This window comes from Klebsiella sp. C349492 (assembly GCF_042055345.1).
GTDB lineage: Bacteria > Pseudomonadota > Gammaproteobacteria > Enterobacterales > Enterobacteriaceae > Klebsiella > Klebsiella scottii.
Window position 1 is genome coordinate 215,710 of the sequence record NZ_JANQCE010000006.1, and the last position, 18,010, is coordinate 233,719.

Consider the following 18,010-nt stretch of genomic DNA (forward strand, 5'->3'; position numbering starts at 1 on the left):
TTTTTCGCTTCCCCCGGTGAAAACGCAGGAGAAAATCAGCGCGGTTGCCCTCTCCCCGGAGGAGAGAGGGTCATGGATGGAGGGATAAACCATTACCCGCCGTGCAGGCGGCGGGCATCAATAACATCCGGCACCTGGTTCAGCTTGCCGAGCACGCGGCCCAGCACCTGCAGGTTATAGATTTCGATATTCATATCGATGGTGGCCAGCTGCTGTTTCGTATCGCTACGGCTGGCAACGCCCAGCACGTTGACCTTCTCGTTGGCGAGGATGGTGGTGATATCGCGCAGCAGCCCGCTGCGATCGTTGGCGACCACGCGCACCACCAGCGAGTAGCCCGCCGAATAGCTCTCCCCCCAGACCGCATCAACGATCCGCTCCGGCGCGTGCGACTGCAGCTCCGCCAGCTGATCGCAGTCAGCCCGGTGCACCGAGATCCCGCGCCCCTGGGTGATAAAGCCGACGATCTCATCGCCGGGGATCGGCTGACAGCAGCGCGCGATGTGGTGCATCAGGTTGCCGACGCCTTCCACAACTACCCGACCGTTGTCTTTGCTGCGATTCTGCGGCGCCCAGCTCTTCTGCTGCAGCTGCTTCAGCGCCGCCGCATCCTGCTCGGCCGCGCTCGGCTTGTTGAACTGCGCCTGCAGGAAGTTGACCATCTGGTTAAGGCGAATATCTCCGCCGCCAATGGCCGCCAGCAGCTCATCCAGCTCGTTGAAGTTGTAGCGCGGCAGCAGATGTTTTTCTGCATCCTTCAGGCTGATGCCAAGATGCTCAAGCTCATCGTCAAGGATCTGCCGCCCGGCGATAATATTCTTGTCGCGATCCTGCTTGCGGAACCAGGCGTGAATTTTGGAGCGCCCGCGGCTGGTGGTCACATAGCCGAGGTTCGGGTTCAGCCAGTCGCGGCTTGGATTGGGCTGCTTCTGGGTGATGATTTCAATCTGATCGCCCATTTGCAGCTGATAGGTAAACGGCACAATGCGTCCGCTAATTTTCGCCCCGATGCAGCGGTGGCCGACATCGCTGTGGATATGGTAGGCGAAATCGAGCGGCGTCGAGCCGGCGGGTAAATCCACGACGTCGCCTTTCGGCGTAAAGACGTAAACCCGGTCGTCAAAGACCTGGCTACGCACTTCATCCAGCATTTCGCCAGAATCCGCCATCTCTTCCTGCCAGGCGATCAGCTTACGCAGCCAGGCGATGCGGTCTTCGTAACCGCGCCCGCCGCCCACCGCTGCGCCAGCGCCCTCTTTGTACTTCCAGTGCGCGGCGACGCCCAGCTCGGCATCCTCATGCATCTGGCGAGTACGAATTTGAATTTCTACCGTTTTGCCGCCGGGACCGAGCACCACGGTATGAATAGACTGGTAGCCGTTAGGTTTCGGATTAGCGACGTAGTCATCGAACTCATCCGGCAGATGGCGATAGTGGGTGTGGACTATCCCCAACGCGGCGTAGCAGTCCTGCAGGCGCTCAGCGACAATGCGCACCGCCCGCACGTCAAACAGCTCATCAAAGGTGAGATGCTTTTTCTGCATTTTCCGCCAGATGCTGTAGATATGCTTCGGCCGGCCGTACACTTCGGCCTTAACGCCTTCCGTTTTCATTTCTGAGCGCAGGTGGCCGACGAATTCGTCAATGTAGTGTTCGCGGTCGATTCGCCGCTCGTGCAGCAGCTTCGCGATGCGCTTATATTCGTCCGGATGCAGGTAGCGGAAGCAGTAATCCTCCAGCTCCCACTTCAGCTGGCCGATACCTAAGCGGTTGGCCAGCGGCGCGTAGATATTGGTGCACTCTTTCGCTGCCAGAACCCGTTCATCTTCGGGCTCGTCTTTGACTTCCCGCAGGTGGGCAATACGTTCGGCAAGCTTGATGACCACACAGCGGAAATCGTCGACCATCGCCAGCAGCATGCGGCGAATGTTATCCACCTGTTCGGAGGAGACGGAGTCGGTGTGGGTCGCCTTGAGCTGGCGGATGGCCGCCATGTCGCGCACGCCGTGGATCAGGGTCACCACGGATTTGCCGACGCTCTCCTGCATCACCTCTTCGCTGACGACCTCGCCGTCCGCCAGCGGGAACAGCATCGCGGCCCGCAGCGTATCGATGTCCATGCTCAATGTGGAGAGGATTTCAACCATCTCCACGCCGCGCCATAGCAGGAGGTCCGCGCGCGGATGTCCCTGCGTTTGCTCGCGACAATAGTCCCAGGTTTCGGCTAAGCGTTCACACGACTGCTGGCTGGAAATTCCCAGACTCGCGATCCATTTATTCGGGTCAAATTCACCAGCTTTATTTAAATGTGCACTTCTTACCGCAACCATTGTCCTCTCCTTAAGGGACCTGGCCTGCCGAAGTCGGCAAGCCTCAACTTTTACACGTCACCCTGCAAATCGTATCAGCGCCGGCTTCCGTCGCCCACCTCAGTCGCTGAGCTGCGCAAGCCGCTGAGGATTTACTCTACTGCCACCTCGATGCGATTCGTATGATTTTATGTAAGCTTGTGCTCAAACAGCACCATTGATTCCAGATGCCCGGTGTGCGGGAACATATCCAGCATCGCCAGGCGTTGGATTTTATACCCCGCCTCTAAAAGCAGTTCGCTATCGCGCGCCAGCGTCGCCGGGTTACAGGAGACATAGACTACGCGCTGCGGGGCCAATTTTATAATATGTAACATCACGCCGGCCGCACCGGCTCTTGCCGGGTCGAGCAATATTTTATCAAAGCCATGCTTCGCCCAGGCCTGGCGCGTCACGTCCTCTTCCAGATTTTCGTGGAAGAATGTGACGTTATGCAGATTGTTAAGCGCGGCGTTTTCGCGCCCCTTCTCGACCAGGGCAGGAACGCCTTCAACGCCGACAACCTGCCCGGCGCGCTGCGCCAGCGGTAGGGTAAAATTACCCATTCCGCAGAACAGATCCAGCACCCGGTCCTGCGGCTGAATATCCAGCCACTCGAGGACCGTACGCACCATCAGCTGGTTAACGCCATCGTTAACCTGAATAAAGTCGCGCGGACTGAACACTAAGCGTAGTCCGTCTGACGTATACCATGGCGCTTCCCCGGCAATATGTTCAAGTATCTCGCTTTGCGGCGCCAGGTACAGGGAAAGACCGTGAGATTGCGAAAATCGTTCCAGTTTTTCTTTATCGCCGGCAGGCAACGCAGCGGTATGACGCAATACCATCAGCGGCCCGTTATCGGCCTGCACCAGCTCAACGTGGCCCAGCTGACGCATGGATTTCAGACCGCTCAGACATTCGCGCACCGCCGGCAGCAGCGCATCAAGAGCGGGCGCCAAAACGGGGCACTGCACCACGTCGACGATGTCGCTGGAGCTGGCCTGACGAAAGCCCATCTGTAATTGTTGGGTCTTTGGCTGATAATTCAAGCTCAGGCGCGCGCGTCGACGATAGCCCCACGGCGAAGCGGCTATAATCTCATCGACATCGCGCTTCATCAGCCGACCGAGCGCGGCGCGCTTGCTTTGCTGCTGTAGCTCAACGCTGGCATGCTGCTGCTGGCAGCCGCCGCAGACGCCAAAGTGCGGGCAGCGCGGCGTCTGGCGCTGCGGGCTGTCGTTCAGGCGGCGTTTAACCCTGGCGTGAGCGTACTGTTTTTTATCGTCAACCAGCACGACCTCGGCCTGCTCCTGCGGCAGCAGGCCGCGAACAAATAGCGCTTTTCCCTGGTGACGAGCAACGCCCTGACCAAAGGGATCGAGGTCATTGACTGTAACGGTTATGATCTGGCGCGTCGTCACACGCCGTTTTGCAGAGTAGAATTGCGCCATCGTAGAGATTTGTCTCAATCAAATATACTGACTCTTATTCTCCCATAACGGAACCGCATGACCAACTACAGCCTACGTGCTCGCATGATGATTCTTATTCTGGCACCTACCGTACTTATTGGTTTGTTGCTCAGTATTTTCTTCGTCGCGCATCGCTACCACGACCTGCAGCGGCAGCTGGAAGACGCCGGAGCCAGTATTATCGAGCCGCTGGCGGTCTCCAGTGAATATGGCATGAATCTGCAAAACCGCGAATCTATCGGGCAGCTGATAAGCGTCCTGCACCGTCGTCACTCGGATATTGTGCGCGCAATTTCAATCTATGATTCGCAAAACAAGCTCTTTGTTACCTCCAATTTTCAGCTTAACCCCAGCGAGCTGCGGCTGGAAAAGGGGGCAAAATTCCCCCGCCAGCTCAGCGTGACCCGCAAAGGCGACGTGATGATTCTGCGTACCCCTATCATCTCGGAAAGCTATTCGCCCGATGAGTCGCCGGTGACCGATGCCAAAATGCCCGGCAATATGCTGGGCTACGTGGCCCTCGAACTGGATCTCAAATCGGTACGCCTGCAGCAGTACAAAGAGATTTTTATCTCCAGCGTGATGATGCTGTTCTGTATCGGGATTGCGCTTATTTTCGGCTGGCGGCTGATGCGGGACGTCACCGGGCCAATCCGCAATATGGTGAATACCGTTGACCGCATTCGCCGCGGGCAGCTGGATAGCCGCGTCGAAGGCTTTATGCTCGGCGAGCTGGATATGCTGAAGAACGGCATCAACTCTATGGCGATGTCGCTGGCGGCCTACCATGAAGAGATGCAGCACAATATCGATCAGGCGACGTCGGATCTGCGCGAAACCCTCGAGCAGATGGAGATCCAAAACGTTGAGCTGGATCTGGCGAAAAAACGCGCTCAGGAAGCCGCGCGCATAAAATCAGAGTTCCTCGCCAATATGTCCCACGAGCTGCGAACGCCGCTTAACGGCGTGATCGGCTTTACCCGCCTGACCCTGAAAACCGATTTAAATACCACCCAGCGCGATCATCTGACGACCATCGAGCGCTCCGCCAACAACCTGCTGGCTATCATCAACGACGTGCTGGACTTTTCCAAGCTGGAAGCAGGGAAGCTTATTCTTGAGAGCATCCCTTTCCTGCTGCGCAATGCGCTGGATGAGGTGGTGACCCTGCTGGCCCACTCGGCGCACGATAAGGGACTGGAGCTGACGCTGAACATCAAAAATGATGTTCCGGATAATATTATCGGCGACCCGCTGCGCCTGCAGCAGATCATCACCAATCTGGTGGGGAATGCCATCAAGTTCACCGAGCACGGTAATATCGACGTGCTGGTGGAGCAGCGCGCAATCACGAATTCCCGCGTGCAGATCGAGATCCAAATCCACGATACCGGGATCGGCATTCCGGAGCGCGACCAGTCGCGGCTGTTCCAGGCTTTCCGCCAGGCCGATGCCAGCATTTCCCGCCGTCACGGCGGCACCGGGCTGGGGCTGGTCATTACCCAGCGGCTGGTGAAGGAGATGGGGGGCGATATCTCCTTCCACAGCCAGCCTAATCGCGGCTCTACCTTCTGGTTCCATATCAGCCTCGACCTCAACCCGAACGCCATTCCCGATAGCCCGCTCACCGACTGTCTGCGGGGGAAAACGCTGGCCTATATCGAAGCCAACGCGGCGGCGGCCCAGTGCACGATGGAGCTGCTGGCCAGCACGCCGCTGGAAGTGGTCTACAGCCCGACGTTCTCGGCTCTGCCGGAGACGCATTACGATATTCTGCTGGCCGGCATTCCGGTTTCAATGCGCGACCTTAATCAGCAGAAGGATAAGCTCACAAAAGCCTGCTCGATGGCCGATCATTTACTTCTCGCGCTCCCCTGCCACGCGCAGATAAACGCCGAAGCGCTGAAGCGCGAGGGCGTGGCCGCCTGCCTGCTTAAACCGCTGACCTCAACCCGGTTACTCCCAGCGCTAACGGCCTCCTGTCGGGTACAGCCGGCGGTGATGCTGCCGCATACGGACAGCAGCAAGCTGCCGATGACGGTCATGGCGGTTGACGATAACCCGGCAAACCTGAAGCTTATCGGCGTGCTGCTGGAAGACCTGGTCCAGCACGTCACGCTATGCGAGAGCGGCCAGCGCTCCGTGGAGCTGGCCAAGCAGATGCAGCTGGATCTGGTGCTGATGGATATTCAGATGCCGGATATGGACGGCATTCGCGCCTGCGAGCTCATCCGCCACCTCCCTCACCATCAGCAAACGCCGGTCATCGCGGTCACGGCCCACGCGCTGGAGGGACAAAAAGCGAAGCTGCTGAGCGCCGGCATGAACGATTACCTGGCGAAACCGATTGAAGAGGACAAGCTGCACAGCCTGCTGCTGCGCTACCAGCCGGGAATGCACGCCGCCGCGCCGCTGTCGGCCGACATCATTGAAGCCCCGGTCGATCATAACGTTACCCTCAGCTGGCAGCTGGCGCTACGGCAGGCGGCGATGAAGCCGGATCTGGCGCGGGAGATGCTGCAGATGCTGCTCGCCTTTATGCCGGAGGTTCGTAACAAGGTTGAAGAGCAGCTGGTGGGCGAAGAGCCGGAAGGGCTGCTGGATTTGATTCATAAGCTTCACGGCAGCTGCAGCTACAGCGGCGTGCCGCGGCTGAAGAAGCTGTGTCAGACCATCGAGAGCCAGCTGCGCGCGGGAACCGCCGCCGAGGATCTGGAGCCCGAGCTTCTGGAGCTGCTGGATGAGATGGATAACGTCACGCGGGAAGCGTGCAAGCTGATGGGCATCTAGCCCGGCTGACTCTGCGGGTCCAGGCAACGACCCGGCCCCGCGGAGCGCAGCTACAGTCTGTGCCCCATTTTCAGTATCGCCGCCACGTTGCGCGCCGTCATGCGCACATTATCGGCGGCATTTTCCAGCGCCTCTTCAAGCGTGCACACGGAATAGAGCACGCTGAAGACCGCATCCAGCCCGTGCTGATGCACAACGCCCACGTCTGCGGTCAGGCTGCCGGCAATGCCAATCACCGGGATATTGTAGCTTTTCGCCACCTTAGCCACCCCAACCGGCACCTTGCCGTGGATAGTCTGGCTGTCAATGCGCCCTTCGCCGGTGATAACCAGGTCAGCGTCCGCCACCCGCTCCGCGAGGTGCAGCGCGTCGGTCACAATCTCAATACCTGGGCGCAGCCTCGCCCCGCAAAAAGCGTAGAGCGCGGCGCCCATTCCGCCCGCCGCTCCGCCGCCCTCAAGATTGAGGACATCAATGTCGAGGTCGCGATGGATAATTTGCGCGAAATGCGCCAGCGCGCGATCGAGGCGAGCGATCATCTCCTGCGTCGCCCCTTTCTGCGGGCCAAATACCGCCGTTGCGCCTTCCGGGCCGGTTAGCGGGTTGGTCACGTCGCAGGCAACCTCGATGCGGCAATCCGCCAGCCGTTGATCCAGCTCGCTGAGGTCAATCTTCGCCAGCTGCTCCAGCGCCGCGCCGCCGGCCGCGATCTGCCGGTTATCTTTCGTCAGCAGCTTTGCGCCCAGCGCCTGCACCATCCCGGCTCCGCCGTCGTTAGTGGCGCTGCCGCCGATACCGATAATAATTTGCTTCACGCCGCTGTCCAGCGCGTGGCGGATCAGCTCGCCGGTCCCCCAGCTGGTGGTGAGCAGCGGATTGCGGCGCGCCGGCGGTACGCTTTCCAGACCGCTGGCCGCCGCCATTTCGATATAGGCGCAGCGTTCGTCGCCGGAAAGGCCGTAAAAAGCGTTCACCGGCTCGCCGAGAGGGCCGGTAACGACAGCCCGCACCAGATGCCCCTGAGTGGCGGCGACCATCGCTTCAACGGTCCCCTCCCCGCCGTCGGCGACCGGTAGCTTGAGGTACTCTGCGTCGGGATAAATCTCCCTGAACCCCTGCTCTATCGCGGTCGCTACGCCCAGCGCACTCAGGCTCTCCTTATAGGAATCCGGTGCAATTACTATTTTCATAAGCTGTCCTTAACATGAACCAACGCCAGCTATCCAAAAGCTACCGGCTCCCGCAGGAACCGGTTTGTCCTCAGCGCACCATGCACGGGCGCTTGTTGTCAAACGTCCACTCGGGGATCAGATACTGCATCGCCATCGCATCGTCGCGAGCGCCCAGACCGTGCTTTTTATATAGTTCATTAGCCTGCATAACGCGGTCCATATCGAGCTCTACGCCAAGGCCAGGCGTCGACGGTACCTGCACCATACCACCTTTGATCTCAAAAGGTTGTCTGGTCAAACGCTGATTCCCTTCCTGCCAGATCCAGTGGGTATCAATGGCGGTGATCCTGCCCGGCGCCGCCGCCGCGACGTGGGTGAACATCGCCAGCGAGATATCAAAATGGTTATTGGAATGCGAACCCCAGGTCAGGCCAAATTCATGACACATCTGGGCAACGCGAACCGATCCCTGCATGGTCCAGAAGTGCGGATCGGCCAGCGGGATATCAACCGACTGCAGCGACAGGGTGTGCCCCATCTGCCGCCAGTCGGTGGCAATCATATTGGTCGCCGTCGGCAGACCGGTCGCGCGGCGGAATTCAGCCATCACCTCACGGCCGGAGAACCCCTGTTCAGCTCCGCACGGATCTTCCGCGTAGGCCAGCACCCCTTTCAGCTGTTTACCAATGGCGATGGCCTCATCGAGCAGCCAGGCGCCGTTCGGGTCAAGCGTCACCCGCGCCTGCGGGAAGCGTTTCGCCAGCGCGACGATGGACTCTGCCTCCTCCTCGCCGGCCAGCACGCCGCCTTTGAGTTTGAAATCGTTGAAGCCATACTTTTCGTAGGCCGCTTCCGCCAGGCGCACGACGGCGTCCGGGGTCATGGCCTCTTCATGGCGCAGCCGGTACCAGTCACACTTCTCATCCGTTTGGCTCTGGTAGGCCAGCGGCGTGGCCTGGCGGTTACCGACGAAGAACAGGTAGCCAAGCATTTCCACTTCGCTACGCTGCTGCCCGTCGCCCAGCAGCGAAGCCACGTTCACGCCAAGGTGCTGCCCAAGCAGATCCAGCAGCGCCGCTTCAATCCCGGTCACTACATGAATAGTGGTACGCAGGTCAAAGGTTTGCAAACCGCGGCCGCCGGCATCGCGGTCGGCAAACTGCTGGCGAACGGCGCCCAGCACGTTTTTATATTCGCCGAGCGTTTTGCCGACAACCAGCGCCGCGGCATCCTCCAGCGTCTGGCGGATTTTCTCTCCGCCAGGAATTTCGCCCACTCCGGTATGACCCGAGTTATCTTTAATAATCACAATATTGCGGGTGAAGTACGGGGCGTGCGCGCCGCTGAGATTCATCAGCATGCTGTCGTGACCGGCCACCGGGATAACCTGCATAGAAGTGACTACCGGCGTTGAGAATTGCGTCGTCATTATTGAATCCTTTTCTAATTAATCGCGGCCGAAAACGGGACGTTTGCGGTCAAATTTCCAACCTGGGATCAGGTACTGCATCGGCCCTGCGTCGTTACGCGCCCCTCCGGGCAGCGTCTTATAGGCCTCGTGCGCTTTTTGCACCTGCTCCCAGTCCAGCTCCACACCCAGACCCGGTGCGTCCGGTACGGCAATCTTGCCGTTTTCAATCTGCAGCGGATTTTTGGTCAGGCGGCAGTCGCCCTCCTGCCAAATCCAGTGGGTATCGATGGCGGTCGGATTGCCCGGCGCCGCCGCGCCGACATGGGTAAACATGGCCAGAGAAATATCGAAGTGGTTATTTGAGTGGCAGCCCCACGTCAGCCCCCAGTCATCGCACAGCTGCGCGACCCGCACCGCGCCGGACAGCGTCCAGAAGTGCGGATCGGCGAGCGGTATATCCACCGCATTGAGCATCACCGCGTGCCCCATTTCACGCCAGTTAGTGGCAATCATATTGGTTGCGACCGGCAGGCCGGTGGCGCGGCGGAATTCCGCCATCACTTCCCGACCGGAAAATCCCTGTTCGGCGCCGCAGGGATCTTCGGCGTAGGTCAGCACATCCTGCAGGCCTTTACAGAGTTCAATGGCTTCATCAAGCAGCCAGGCGCCGTTCGGATCGACGGTAATACGCGCATCCGGGAACCGTTTTTTCAGCGCACGGGCGGTGTCAATCTCCTGCTCGCCCGGCAGCACGCCGCCCTTAAGCTTGAAATCTTTAAAGCCGTAGCGATCCTGAGCGGCTTCGGCGAGGCGGACCACCGCTTCGCCGCTCAGCGCCTCCTGATGCCGCAGGTGGTACCAGTCGTGCTGGCCTGGGGTGGTCTCCAGATACGGCAGATCCGTTTTATTGCGATCGCCGATATAGAAGAGATAGCCCAGAACGGTGACCGCGTCGCGCTGTTTGCCCGGCCCAAGCAGTTCGCAGACCGGAACATTCAGCGCTTTGCCCAGCAGATCCAGCAGCGCAGCTTCCAGCGCCGCGACCGCGTTAACCCGCAGTTCAAAGGTCCAGGCGCCTTTACCGAACGTGTCGAAATCCGCCGCCTGATTGCCTTTATGTACCTGCTGAACCACTTTGTTCAGGCGCGCAATTTCCTGCCCCAGCACCTGCGGAATAGCGTCCACCAGCGTCTGATAGATCACCTCGCCGCCGGGGGCCTCGCCGATACCGGTGTTGCCCGCGCTGTCGGTGAGTACCACAATATTGCGGGTAAACCAGGCGTTGTGCGCGCCGCCAATATTCAGCAGCATACTGTCATGCCCGGCAACCGGGATCACCTTCATGTCGGTGACGATCGGAGTAGATTGAGTATTCATCGTTAGCGTTCCCCAACAGGTTTCAGTTCTATGCGTTTAATATCCCCCACCAGCACCAGGTAGCTCAGCACCGCCACCAGCGCATGTATCCCGACATAAATCAGCGCACCGTTGAACGAGCCCGTCGTCCCGACGATGTAGCCGATCGCAATAGGCGTGACGATACCGGAGATATTGCCGAACATGTTGAACAGACCGCCGGAGAGACCGCTTATCTCTTTCGGGGCGGTATCCGCCATCACCGCCCAGCCCAGCGCGCCGATGCCCTTGCCGAAGAAGGCCATCGCCATAAAGCCGATAATCATCCATTCCGCGTTAACGTAGTTACAGAACACCATCACCATCGACAGCAGCATGCCGAGCACGATTGGGGTTTTGCGGGCAATATTCAGCGAGCCGGTGCGGCGCATCAGCCAGTCGGAGATAATGCCGCCCAGGACGCCGCCGACAAAACCGCAGATGGCCGGAACGGAGGCGACAAACCCGGCTTTCAGAATCGACATGCCGCGCGCCTGCACCAGGTAAACCGGGAACCAGGTGATAAAGAAGTAGGTCAGCGCGTTAATGCAGTACTGGCCGATGTAGATCCCGACCATCATTCGCGATCCGATCAGCTGTTTGATCTGACCCCATTTTTCACTGAACGGAACCTTCCTGGCGTCTTTCTTCTGATCCATATTGATCAGCGCCCCGCCGGCGGCGATATATTCCAGCTCTTTTTGGTTCACGCCAGGGTGCTGATTCGGTTCGTGGATCACTTTCAGCCAGACGAAGCTAATCACGATCCCCAGCCCTCCCATAAAGAAGAAGACGTGCGACCAGCCGACCTCATGGGTCAGCCAGCCCATGATCGGCGCGAAGATAACGGTGGCAAAGTACTGGGCGGAGTTAAAAATAGAGACCGCGGTGCCCCTCTCCTGCGCCGGGAACCAGGCCGCGACGATGCGGCTGTTGCCGGGGAAGGATGGAGCTTCCGCTAAGCCGACGAGGAATCGCAGGGTAAACAGCGCGATGATGATGCCAAAACCGCTAAAGATATCGACGAAACCCTGCAGGAGGGTAAACATCGACCAAATGAAGATGGACCAAAAATAGACCCGTTTTGAACCAAAGCGATCGAGCAGCCAACCGCCGGGAATCTGACCAATCACGTAGGCCCATGAGAACGCCGAGAAAACGTAGCCCATGCCCACCGCGTCGAGGCCAATATCTTTGGCCATTTCCGAGCCGGCAATCGACAGCGTCGCGCGGTCGCCATAGTTAAAAGAGGTGACGATAAACAGCATCACCACTATCCAGTAGCGGGCGTTGGTGCGTTTTTCCGCGCCGCTCGCCGCCTGACTTAATGTACTCATTGTTGCACTCCTGAATCATAGCAATTAGCTACGTTCATTCTGAACAGCACAACCTGTAGGGTAGTCAGAATGACGTGTTAGTGTTTTCGTTTTATCTGGCATTTTGCTTTTTCAAACTGGCAGAGAAAGTATAAAAAGAGGACATGGCTGGCTCACCGTGCACATACACAGCTTTGCGGGACGTGCTGAAATCGATTTATGGCTTATGCCTAATCAGATGGGGGGTAGTTCACGGAAATGAAAAGCAGCAGCCGCTTAGCGCTGCCAGCGACGGTGCAAACGGCGGGAGTGTGAAATATCTCTCTTGACCCGGTGAAAACACCTGGAAAAAACCACTCTGTATAAGCGGTTATTATGCAGATGCCTGAACTCCCAGCGAGCGGGAACGGGTATGATCCCGTTGAGCGTTTATCCGGCGCTGGCCTTCAGAAGGGACGCCCTCTACGTAGGGGGAGAGCGTCACTTTTCATCCGCCTATTCGAGCAGGGTCGCCCACTGTTCAACCCACGGGTTGGAAACGCCTTCGGGTTCCGGGTCTTCGCTGGCGTCAATCAGCAGCATTTCGCCGACGCGCTTTGCGCCCTGCTCCTGCAGCAGCGCATCAAAGGTTTTGCCGCCGCCGCAGAAGTTAGCGTAGGTGCTATCGCCGAGCGCGATGATTCCGTAGCGCAGGTGCGGCTGGTACATATCCTTAATGCCTTCGTACAGCGGGACGATGCTATCCGGCAGATCGCCCTGTCCGGTCGTTGACGTCACGACCAGGACATATTTTCCGCTGTAGGGTTCCCAGTCCTGAACCTCCGGGTCTTCGAACACCTTCGCTTTATGGCCCAGACCGCTCAAAATGGCTTCAGCTTCTTCAGCGACCAGCAGCGCGTTGCCATACATCGTACCGACAAAAATCCCGACTTCTGCCATGTTTATCTCCCTGGATTGACCTCAATCTGTTCATCCTGACCGCTGTCGCCAGCAAACTCAACCCTTTCATTTAGCGGCAGAAGGCCTCGCCAGCCAAACTGCGACAGAGCCCGCATCCACACATCGTCCAGGCTGGCGCGAATGACCAGCGGCTCGCCGGTAAACGGATGAGTTAGCGAGAGCTGGCTGGCATGCAGCATCAGGCGGTCGCAGGCAAAGTTTTCAACCGCGCTGCGGTTCTGCCGCAGATCGCCGTGCTTGCTGTCACCGATAATCGGGTGGCGCAGGTGTGACAGATGGCGGCGCAGCTGATGCTTACGTCCCGTTTTAGGCTCCAGCTCAACCAGGCTATAGCGCGTCGTCGGATAGCGTCCGGTGGCGACCGGCATTTCCACCGTCGCCAGGCCACGATAGTGGGTCACCGCCGGCTGCGGGCCTTTATCTTCGCGCGCAAATTTATCGGCTATTTTATCCAGCTCTTCAACCAGCGGATAATCGAGCAGCGCCTCTTCGGTGAGCCAGCCGCGGGCAATGGCGTGGTAGCGTTTTTGCATCTGGTGTTGTTCAAACTGCTGCGACAGCCGCCTTCCCGCCTCGCTTGATAGCCCCATCAGCAGAACGCCGGAGGTCGGTCTGTCGAGCCGATGGGCGGTAAAGACGTGCTGGCCAATCTGATCGCGCACCGTTTGCATAACCACCACTTTTTCATCGCGATCCAACCAGCTGCGGTGGACCAGCCAGCCGGAAGGCTTATTGACCGCCACCAGCCACTCGTCCTGATAAATAATTTCCAGCATCAGGCGTTATCGCTCGCAAAAAGGGTATCGAGCAGCAGCAGCTCGGCCAGCACGCGATCGCGCAGCGGGTGGGCGGCATCAAGGGCCATCTCATAATAAGGGGAGACGGCAAAACTCTGCGGCAGCGGCTGCTCGCCATCCAGCAGCTGATGCATACGAGGGATCAGCACCCACTGGAGCCACTCCAGCGGCTCCATGGTATCCATGCAGAACGGACTGTCGCTGGCAAAGGCGCTGCTTTGCGGCGCGCTTTCCTGCCAGTACTGCGTTTCGCGCAGCAGCGCTTCAATCGCGTGCAGGCGCTCGCGCACGCTGAGGTGAAGAGTCATGGGGAAACCTCGATGAGTTGTAAACCGGCGCAGAATAGCAAATTCAGAAGAGAAATAAAAAAAGGGAGCACTGTATAAACAGTGCTCCCGGTTCGTTTCGCAGCAATCCAGCTACATTGGTGCTCCCTGCTCGTCCGTGAAAACTTTTCCTGAGGTCTCCTGACCATGTTCATCCATAAACCAGTGCGTCCTGCTTTCACACCACCCCGATGTGAAATTACCTGTCCTTAAGTCTATCCCGATCTTCCTGATCCACCGTTCATCATGAGCGGCTCACGTTCTCCATCCTGGAGGTGTCCTTTACGCAATCCTGCGTTATCCTGTGCTTCATCCTGAAGCCTGTCCTTGCTGCGCCTTCCCGGCGGGTCCTGCAGAAGCGTCATCATCCTGATGTTCACTTCATTTGCGACTCCCTGTCGACATACATAGGATCCCTGATTCCGCCTCGTCTTACAAGCCTTCATACGACAATCTCTTAAGATTAGTCACCACTGAAAAAGACGATATAAAACCTAACCAACTGAATTTAATTGATTTATTAAAAATTAAATAGTTGAAAAATGACTTAAATGATGACGATCTCTTACAGGTCTTGTAAGAGATCTCTCACAAATGGACAGGCACAATGGGTTACAGAACCGGCTCAAGCTGGTTAAGAAAACTCGCAAGGGAGGGAGCAAGGGTCGTACGCTTGCGCGTGCCGAGCGTCTCTTTGAGGACTTCACCGCTCAGGTTACAAACGGAGATAACTTCCAGCTCGCTGTCCAGAGTGGCGATAAACAGCGTCGGCGACAGCTTCAGGCGTTTTTGCACCACCAGATGACCAATCAGATTTTCCTGCATACGCTGGAAGTCATCCGGACTCCAGGTTTGCAGCAGGGTCATCGTTTCACCGGCCAAGCGCGCCTGCATATCGCCGGCAAACTGGGTGGTATAATAACTATGAGCCGGCGGTTGTACCACAATATCTAAGGCCCTTTCAACCGCGCTGATATTGGCGGCGAGTGAAAAGGGCTGCGGTTGCCAGAAAACGGCGTCGGCGTCCGTCGAGCTGATGCAGGGCGACGGGATGCCGTAAAGCTCTTCGCTGCGCGGCAGGCTTGCGCGCTGCTGCTGCCAGGCGTCGCAATAACGTTGGGTAAATGCTTGCAGCGCTTCTGCGGTCTGATTGTCCACCGGTTTCTCTCTTCACGTTAGCCAGGATACACTTAGCAAATAGTGTACCCGCTTTACTATGGTGAAACATGTCTTCTTATGAGAATCATCAGGCTCTGGCTGGCCTGACGCTCGGTAAATCAACCGATTACCGTGATACCTACGACGCATCCCTGCTGCAGGGCGTGCCGCGCAGCCTGAACCGCGATCCGCTGGGCCTCCACGCCGACAGCCTACCCTTCCACGGCGGCGATATCTGGACGCTGTACGAACTCTCCTGGCTGAATGCAAAAGGCCTGCCGCAGGTGGCGGTGGGCCACGTCGAGCTGAGCGATACCAGCGTGAACCTGGTGGAATCCAAGAGCTTTAAGCTCTATCTCAACAGCTTTAACCAGACCCGCTTTGCCAGCTGGCAAGAGGTGCAGGCGACCCTGGCGCGCGACCTTAGCGCCTGCGCCCAGGGCGAGGTCACGGTTGCGCTCTATCGCCTTGACGAACTCGAAGGCCAGCCGGTGGCCCATCTGCACGGCACCTGCATCGACGATCAGGACATCGAGATTGATAACTATGAATTCAGCACCGACTACCTGCTGGGCGCCGCCGGCGACAACATCGTCGAAGAGACGCTGGTGAGCCATCTGCTTAAATCCAACTGCCTGATCACCCATCAGCCGGACTGGGGTTCGGTGCAAATCCAGTATCGTGGGCCAAAAATCGATCGCGAAAAGCTGCTGCGCTACCTGGTCTCGTTCCGTCATCACAACGAGTTTCACGAGCAGTGCGTCGAGCGGATCTTCAACGACCTCCTGCGCTTCTGCCGGCCGCAATCGCTCTCCGTCTACGCCCGCTATACCCGCCGCGGCGGCCTCGACATCAACCCGTGGCGCAGCAACGCGGACTTTGTTCCGGCTATCGCTCGCCTGGCGCGCCAGTAGTAAAGAATTTTCACAACTTTGCGTGCGTTCACGCGTACGCAAGGTTGTGGAAACGCCGCAGGCAAGGCTATTGTAATCACAGGAAGACGATAATCGTCCTGTTAAGGAGTTCACTTGATTACACATGTTAGCCCGCTTGGTTCAATGGATATGCTGTCACAGCTGGAAGTGGATATGCTTAAACGCACCGCCAGCAGCGACCTGTATCAGCTCTTTCGCAACTGTTCGCTTGCCGTGCTCAACTCGGGGAGCCTGACCGATAACAGCAAAGAGCTACTGTCTCGTTTTGAAAACTTCGATATTAACGTGCTGCGTCGCGAACGCGGCGTAAAGCTGGAACTGATCAACCCGCCGGAAGAGGCGTTCGTTGACGGGCGTATTATCCGTTCCCTGCAGGCCAACCTGTTTGCCGTGCTGCGCGACATCCTGTTCGTTTACGGGCAGATTCATAATACCGTTCGTCTCCCGAACCTCGACCTCGAAAGTTCGGTGCATATCACCAACCTGGTATTCTCGATTCTGCGTAACGCCCGCGCCCTGCACGTCGGCGAAGCGCCAAATATGATCGTCTGCTGGGGCGGCCACTCGATCAATGAGACCGAATATCTCTACGCCCGCCGCGTCGGGACCCAGCTCGGCCTGCGCGAGCTGAATATCTGCACCGGCTGCGGCCCGGGCGCGATGGAAGCGCCGATGAAAGGCGCCGCGGTTGGCCATGCCCAGCAGCGCTACAAAGACAGCCGCTTTATCGGCATGACCGAACCTTCTATTATTGCCGCCGAGCCGCCGAACCCGCTGGTGAACGAACTGATCATCATGCCGGACATCGAAAAACGCCTTGAGGCGTTCGTGCGCATCGCCCACGGTATCATCATCTTCCCGGGCGGGGTGGGGACGGCGGAAGAGCTGCTCTATCTGCTGGGCATTCTGATGCACCCGGCCAACAAGGCGCAGGTACTGCCGCTGATCCTTACCGGGCCAAAAGAGAGCGCGAACTATTTCCGCGTGCTGGATGAGTTCATCGTCCACACTATGGGCGAATCGGCGCGCCGCCACTACCGGATTATCATTGACGACGCCAGCGAAGTTGCGCGTCAGCTGAAGAAAGCGATGCCGCTGGTGAAAGAGAGCCGCCGGGAAACCGACGACGCCTACAGCTTTAACTGGTCGATTCGTATTTCGCCGGACCTGCAGATGCCGTTCGATCCGACGCACGAAAACATGGCCAACCTCAAGCTCTACCCGGACCAGCCGGTAGAAGTGCTGGCCGCGGATCTCCGCCGCGCCTTCTCCGGGATCGTCGCCGGGAACGTCAAAGAGGTCGGCATCCAGGCGATTGAAAAATTCGGCCCTTATAAGCTGCACGGCGATGCGGAGATCATGCGCCGCATGGACGATCTGCTGCAGGGCTTCGTCGCCCAGCACCGCATGAAGCTGCCGGGCGGCAGCGCCTATATTCCTTGCTATGAAATAGGCTCCTGAGCCCTGTTGTAACCCTTCCCGGGCGGCGGCTGACGTCCTGCCCGGGCAGCCCAACCCGAACTCCAGCACTCCAGCACTCCAGCACTCCAGCACTCCAGCACTCCAGCACGATAATCTGCCTACCCACCGGCTTCGCCGCGCGCCCTGTCAGAAATCTATTTCCTTTGTGAATGTTTTGTAGCTTTTTACAAAGCCAATCGTTTGCCTTTCCAAAAACAGCAACAAATATCACCACAAAAAAGATATTTGAGAGCTAAAACATCGAGAACATCTCATTTTTACAGCAAAAACCTCGTTATTACGCCGTCATGCTTTTATCTCATATGCTGCGAATGATAGCCTTCGCGCCACAAATATCTGGCTGAACATCAGAAACAGACTGTTGGACTAAAAATACCCACCTTGAAAGTGGATTATTGCAATTGAGATCGAGATCACTGATAGATTTCCAATATGAATGTATCTT

The 18,010-nt window shown here is 57.9% G+C and carries 13 protein-coding genes; 3 read left to right on the top strand and 10 right to left on the bottom strand.

Annotated features, from left to right (window positions below):
• Positions 1 to 92: 92 nt before the first annotated feature.
• Positions 93 to 2,330: a GTP diphosphokinase gene (relA, locus tag NWP14_RS21030; protein WP_095098635.1), complete on the bottom strand. Its 2,238-nt coding sequence runs from the start codon at positions 2,328 to 2,330 to the stop codon at positions 93 to 95.
• A gap of 167 nt (positions 2,331 to 2,497) precedes the next feature.
• The gene (gene rlmD, locus NWP14_RS21035) at positions 2,498 to 3,802 is read right to left on the bottom strand and encodes a 23S rRNA (uracil(1939)-C(5))-methyltransferase RlmD (protein WP_375215977.1); all 1,305 of its coding nucleotides are present in this window, start codon (positions 3,800 to 3,802) and stop codon (positions 2,498 to 2,500) included.
• Positions 3,803 to 3,859: 57 nt separating this feature from the next.
• Between rlmD and barA the strand changes: the two genes are divergently transcribed.
• The gene (gene barA / locus NWP14_RS21040) at positions 3,860 to 6,613 is read left to right on the top strand and encodes a two-component sensor histidine kinase BarA (RefSeq protein WP_375215922.1); all 2,754 of its coding nucleotides are present in this window, start codon (positions 3,860 to 3,862) and stop codon (positions 6,611 to 6,613) included.
• Positions 6,614 to 6,663: 50 nt separating this feature from the next.
• Here barA and NWP14_RS21045 read toward each other — a convergent pair whose 3' ends face one another.
• The 8 genes from NWP14_RS21045 to syd all read right to left on the bottom strand — a co-directional run bounded on the left by NWP14_RS21045 (position 6,664) and on the right by syd (position 15,148).
• Positions 6,664 to 7,803: a glycerate kinase gene (locus NWP14_RS21045; protein ID WP_095098642.1), complete on the bottom strand. Its 1,140-nt coding sequence runs from the start codon at positions 7,801 to 7,803 to the stop codon at positions 6,664 to 6,666.
• A 70-nt stretch (positions 7,804 to 7,873) separates the two neighbouring features.
• Complete coding sequence (gudD, locus tag NWP14_RS21050) at positions 7,874 to 9,214, bottom strand: glucarate dehydratase (protein WP_095098644.1); 1,341 nt, start codon at positions 9,212 to 9,214, stop codon at positions 7,874 to 7,876.
• A gap of 18 nt (positions 9,215 to 9,232) precedes the next feature.
• A complete protein-coding gene (locus NWP14_RS21055; protein ID WP_095098646.1) occupies positions 9,233 to 10,573 on the bottom strand; it encodes an enolase C-terminal domain-like protein in 1,341 nt (446 codons plus the stop codon).
• 2 nt (positions 10,574 to 10,575) lie between these two features.
• Complete coding sequence (gene gudP, locus NWP14_RS21060; RefSeq protein WP_095098649.1) at positions 10,576 to 11,928, bottom strand: galactarate/glucarate/glycerate transporter GudP; 1,353 nt, start codon at positions 11,926 to 11,928, stop codon at positions 10,576 to 10,578.
• A 474-nt stretch (positions 11,929 to 12,402) separates the two neighbouring features.
• Entirely contained in the window at positions 12,403 to 12,846 is a 444-nt protein-coding gene (locus NWP14_RS21065) for a flavodoxin (RefSeq protein WP_095098651.1), read from the bottom strand.
• Positions 12,847 to 12,848: 2 nt separating this feature from the next.
• Positions 12,849 to 13,643, bottom strand: coding sequence for a tRNA pseudouridine(65) synthase TruC (gene truC / locus NWP14_RS21070; RefSeq protein ID WP_095098653.1), 795 nt, complete (start codon positions 13,641 to 13,643; stop codon positions 12,849 to 12,851).
• Positions 13,643 to 13,972, bottom strand: coding sequence for a YqcC family protein (locus NWP14_RS21075; RefSeq protein WP_095098656.1), 330 nt, complete (start codon positions 13,970 to 13,972; stop codon positions 13,643 to 13,645). The genes truC and NWP14_RS21075 overlap by 1 nt, the downstream gene beginning before the upstream one ends.
• Positions 13,973 to 14,602: 630 nt before the next feature.
• Positions 14,603 to 15,148: a SecY-interacting protein gene (syd, locus tag NWP14_RS21080; protein ID WP_346430775.1), complete on the bottom strand. Its 546-nt coding sequence runs from the start codon at positions 15,146 to 15,148 to the stop codon at positions 14,603 to 14,605.
• A 68-nt stretch (positions 15,149 to 15,216) separates the two neighbouring features.
• Between syd and queF the strand changes: the two genes are divergently transcribed.
• Together queF and ppnN are read left to right on the top strand one after the other, a co-directional pair.
• Positions 15,217 to 16,062 (top strand): NADPH-dependent 7-cyano-7-deazaguanine reductase QueF, encoded by an 846-nt coding sequence (gene queF, locus NWP14_RS21085; RefSeq protein WP_375215923.1) that lies wholly within the window; start codon positions 15,217 to 15,219, stop codon positions 16,060 to 16,062.
• Between the two features lie 114 nt (positions 16,063 to 16,176).
• Positions 16,177 to 17,544, top strand: coding sequence for a nucleotide 5'-monophosphate nucleosidase PpnN (gene ppnN / locus NWP14_RS21090; RefSeq protein WP_095098663.1), 1,368 nt, complete (start codon positions 16,177 to 16,179; stop codon positions 17,542 to 17,544).
• The last annotated feature ends 466 nt before the right edge of the window (positions 17,545 to 18,010 follow it).